The 4,515-nt window shown below is 56.1% G+C and carries 4 protein-coding genes; all 4 read right to left on the bottom strand.

Translation table 11 applies throughout. The features are described from left to right. Nucleotides 1–1,171 precede the first annotated feature (1,171 nt). Nucleotides 1,172–1,354, bottom strand: a complete 183-nt coding sequence (locus HH302_RS22180) for a hypothetical protein (protein WP_172205398.1) — start codon at nucleotides 1,352–1,354, stop codon at nucleotides 1,172–1,174. A gap of 339 nt (nucleotides 1,355–1,693) precedes the next feature. Beyond that, entirely contained in the window at nucleotides 1,694–2,218 is a 525-nt protein-coding gene (locus HH302_RS22175) for a hypothetical protein (RefSeq protein ID WP_172205396.1), read from the bottom strand. Between the two features lie 132 nt (nucleotides 2,219–2,350). Beyond that, on the bottom strand, nucleotides 2,351–2,944 hold the full coding sequence (locus HH302_RS22170) for a hypothetical protein (RefSeq protein WP_172205394.1): 594 nt from the start codon (nucleotides 2,942–2,944) through the stop codon (nucleotides 2,351–2,353). 102 nt (nucleotides 2,945–3,046) lie between these two features. Next, complete coding sequence (locus HH302_RS22165; protein WP_172205392.1) at nucleotides 3,047–3,625, bottom strand: hypothetical protein; 579 nt, start codon at nucleotides 3,623–3,625, stop codon at nucleotides 3,047–3,049. Between the last annotated feature and the right edge of the window lie 890 nt (nucleotides 3,626–4,515).

Genomic DNA, 4,515 nt, shown 5'->3' with positions numbered 1-4,515 from the left:
GATTGGGCTTCCTTCAGACCCCGCCTCGCGACGACGCCCTTGCCCTTCTCCTTGCCTTCGGCTCTGCGAAAACCTGGCCCTAGGACTTGCACCTAGGAAGTAACGCGCCATGCCCGGCGCACACGTTGGAGGTCAGCGGACGGCCCGCTAGGGCCGGTCCGCTGGACCGAATTGTTGGGCGTCGCCCACAGTTCGTGGCAACGGAGAAACTCATCGGCGCAAAAGTAGGAGTCGATGAGTGCCGCCCGAGTATTGATGATGTGAAGCAAGAGAGAGGCAACCGCTTCCCGTTGTCCGGAGCTACAGAACTGCCACAGGTCGTTGCATTCGTATGCCGCGTACAGGTGGTTTAGAAGCTGCGGGCCATACCAACCGTAGTGCTCTTCAGGCTCATCAAGCGCCAGACGGACCAACCTGGGAAGCAAGTATGCCTTCCCTGTGGGGGTGCAAAAAGTGACCGGATCCCACCCCGGCATGCCAAGTTGTGCGAGCGTCAGGTCCTCGCGGCTTCTAGCGAGAAGTGTTTGATCATGCTCGAAGCATTCTTCGCAGTGTCCGTAATTTGTGAAGTGCTCAGGACGTTTAACCGAGCTGAAGGCTGCGTCGATAGCTGCGACTGCCTCGGAATCTCTACTCATGACGCCCAACGTTGGAAGTAACGGGCACCGAGGCGCAGCCGAGGGAACCCAAACGCGCAGCGTTTGGGTGTCCCGTTGACTGACTTGTTAGGCACGGACCCAGAACCCGAAAACATAAAGTATGACGACGACTGCTAGACCTAGCGGTGAAGTCAGTTCGGCTTCGCGGCGCTTGCGGTTCTTCGTGCTCCTGCCCCTGAACCAATTGCCAGACCACGCTGCGGCCAAGAAGCCAACAAGGCACCAGGTACCCAAGTAGCGCGCCGCGGGAGAATCGAGTGCCCACCAAAGTGCTGCACCGGCGCCGTAAAGAAGGATAGAGGCGCCAAGCACAAATACGGAAGGCCACTCGAGTGCTGGAAGAAATGCAACGTTCGCGGCAGACATGCCCGCGCCAAGCAATGGGAGCCCGACGAATATTCCAGCAAGCACGTATGTTTCGTACACCATTTAGCTTGAGTGCCTAACGGTTGACATGAGGGGCGTCCGCAAGCGGGCGAAGCCCGCTTGCGGACGTCACCTCGATGGAAGGGTTAGGCATTGCTGGCACGCGTGCCCCATGCGTGAAGGGCACTCATGAAGACACTGAGCAGTTCGGGAAAGCGCATCGTTGTTTCCTGCAGTCGTTGTTCCGTAAGCGCCACCGGATGTTCGAGAAATTCGAGCAGGTACTCCGGGTGCCGACCATTGCCCCATTCGACAGAAGCCTCACACAACTTTGGTTCCGTGGTGATGTGCTTCACTCCGACCAAGATGGCTACCGAGTCCGCCTCATGGTCCGCGGCGTCCGGGAATGTGCACTCAAGCCAGACGCTGTGGCCCTTGTACTCAGTGAGGCCACCGACTGACGATGACCCAACGTTGAATTTGAACCTCGGGTACTCAGACGCAGCCACTCGTGCCGCCTCATTCAATAAAGGCAGGAAGACGCGTTCAAGCTCGGTGACTGCGTGCACGGTCTTCGCGATGCCTAACGTTGAAAGTAACCGGCACCGGAGCGCCAGCGAAGGGTACCCAAACTGCGCAGCAGTTTGGGTGTCCGGTTGACTGCAGTGTTAGCCCCAGGCCTCAACCGCACTGACGCACCCCGGCAAAAGCGGAAGAATGAACTGAGCCCAACCTGAAACGTGCTCCGGCTTGGCGTAGCGCAGCCAAATGTCATGGCCTTCTGGATACGGGGCGGAAACGGTATCGAACTTGGCGAGGTACCAGCGCGTCACCTCCGGCGAAACGTGTAGGGAGGGATGCGTCTTGGGCGGTCTTTTGAGTGAGGCAATTACTTCGTTTTCTATTCGACGAGCAGCCTCTCTTTGTTCCGGGGTAAGAAGCCTTGCAAGGCGCTGCCTGCGCGTGGCGCTAGCGCCAACAATGGGGTCGGGCGCGAGCTGAAACTCAACGACAAACTTTGAGCCGGAATATTCGTCCCAGCCGTCGCGCGAAACTTGGCACCACGCCGTGATATGTAAATTGCCGTGCGGGCGTGACCAGCTTAAGAAGGTGTCGGCGCGCTTAAACCCAGCCGCCTTGAACCACGGACCCAACTCTGACTTTAGCAGCGCGTAAACCTCAGTTGATTTCATGAGGGGGCTAACGTTGAAAGTAACCGGCACCGGAGCGCCAGCGAAGGAAACCCAAACTGCGCAGCGGTTTGGGTTTCCGGTTGACTGACTGGTTAGGCTCGGAGATGGTTGAATTGTAGCGACTCGATTCACTTAGCCGAATCCAAAGACGAATCGAATCTTCCCGTGTATTGCAATTAGTCGGCGAACCTCGCAAACGAAATATTCGAAATGCTCTTTAAAGTCATAGTCCCACTCGATAATAACCCGCCAGGTCTCGTTTGTTATCGTTTCTGGGGTGGCATAGCGCTCAGAATGTTCCCCTTCTTGCCAGTTGTCGCGTAGTTCGTGCCACAGCTTCGGATTTGAGCGTCCATCCCACTCTCGATAAACATCGATCGGCAACCAAATCTCTAGACGTTTTACCGGAATCGGAGCGCTAGAGATTTCCTCTCCCGACAGCCAGGAATAGCCCCAAGACCCCATAAATTGATACAGCCCTTGGCCACCAGAGACATATTTCCTCTTGCAAGGAGGTAGTAGATCTGCAGTCTCAAGTGGGTGGGTATTGCCGTCGTCGTCAAGCAAGAAGTCCGGGGGGAAACCTCGGCGACTTGCGGGAGGTTGCAGTTCCGTGTCAATCCAGTTGTATAGATAGTAGTCACGGTCCCCGTTATATTCGCTTGAAATATCGACCCATTGATCGTCTTTGCAGGCTTGGAATACCCAGTAGATATCTATACCCATAGGCGCCTTCGGCGTAAGACCTAACGTTGGACGTAACGAGCGCCGGAGCGCAGCGGAGGGAACCAAAATGCGCAGCATTTTGGCGTCCCGTTGACGGACTGGTTAGCCAACATTCCGAGCCTCCTGCTTGAGCCACCCAAGGAATGCGGTGACAGCAGAGACAAAGTCCGCCATGTCCACGCTCACGCCATTCGGACCTGACGAGCACTCCGCGAAAACTATCCGAACCCGACCATTCGCCGTGGCGATGAAAGACTTGAATCGATCAAACGACTCGCCTCCATTTGTTAGGAAGTCATGCTTGAAGTACCGCTCCGAATCTGCGGCCACTTGGCCGGCTGTTCGGTCGTCATCGCGGTAGACGGCTCTATCGAGCAGCTCGTACAACTGGGAATCCGTAAGGTCTTCGAATGATGGCTCGTCCAAAGCCTGAAGCCTGCCCATCACACGTTCAAGGTGGCCGCCAGTGACATTAAGCATGCACGAGGGCTCTTCGAAATCACCTAGTTGCAACTCGCGCGCCCAAATGCACATACGACCAAAGACCCACCCCCGTTCGTTTGGAACGTTTTCATGCACGCAATCAATTGCGAAAGTGGAGGTGTTGCCGAATCGCATGCTGGCTAACGTTGGACGTAACGGGCGCCGGAGCGCAGCGAAGGGAACAAAAATGCGCAGCATTTTGGCGTCCCGTTGACGGACTTGTTAGCCACGGCGCTACCCATTTGACGGGCGCTGGACGACGGCTGACTCGAGACGCTCGGGCTGTGGATTTCCGTGCTCTAGCCAGTTGTACGAAAAGACCTTGGCGATGGCCTGTGCGTATTGCTCCGCAGTTGCACCGGTGAAGCCAGAGCCTGGAAGGCCGCTACCTTGCTGAACGACGATGGCTGTTAGCGGAGGAAGCTGTTGAGTAATGCAGTAGGACTGCACTGGCTCGAGGAGTTGCCCAAGCCCTGCAGTAGGAACACCGATGAGCTTTGCCAACTGCGCATAAGTAATGGATTGCCTATGAGTGGCAGCCCACGCGAGCACCGCCCAAATCTGACTGGCACGTTCTGACCTATTCATCGCTCATCACTTGAGTGGCTAACGTTGGACGTAACGGGCGCCGGAGCGCAGCGGAGGGAACCAAAATGCGCAGCATTTTGCGCGTCCCGTTGACGGACTTGTTAGGCTTCGGGGCGGAGAATGCATTCATGGCTATACAACTAGGATCCGTGGTGTGCGTGATAGTCGGATATTGCTCGTCTGAGGAGTGGAACTAAACTATTTGACGAATCGCGGAATGCGTAATTGGTTTTTCGTCGCAAAACGATAACAGAGTATTGCTTTTCCCCGTCTAGTTCATTGCACCTAAAATCCACCACAACGCCAGCCAGTCTGAGCTTTTCTACTTCCGCAAAGAGATCTTCTAACACGCTAGCTAACTCCCTAAGCTGCAGCCTAACGTTGGACGTAACGGGCGCCGGAGCGCAGCGAAGGGGACCAAACTGCGCAGCAGTTTGGCGTCCCGTTGACGGACTTGTTAGGTGCGGCGCTAATTTGCATTGAGGTTTGCGCGGCCGCTA

Source organism: Niveibacterium sp. COAC-50, assembly GCF_013184235.1.
GTDB classification, from domain to species: Bacteria; Pseudomonadota; Gammaproteobacteria; order Burkholderiales; family Rhodocyclaceae; genus Niveibacterium; species Niveibacterium microcysteis.
The sequence above is the reverse complement of the archived record's forward strand: the minus strand, read 5'-3'. Positions and strand labels throughout refer to the sequence as shown.

Bases quoted from the DNA above. Each gene is read 5' to 3' on its own strand.
- HH302_RS22175 (WP_172205396.1), bottom strand. From the start codon at position 2,218: ATGAAATCAACTGAGGTTTACGCGCTGCTAAAGTCAGAGTTGGGTCCG.
- HH302_RS22165 (WP_172205392.1), bottom strand. From the start codon at position 3,625: ATGCTGCGCATTTTTGTTCCCTTCGCTGCGCTCCGGCGCCCGTTACGT.
- HH302_RS22170 (WP_172205394.1), bottom strand. From the start codon at position 2,944: ATGGGTATAGATATCTACTGGGTATTCCAAGCCTGCAAAGACGATCAA.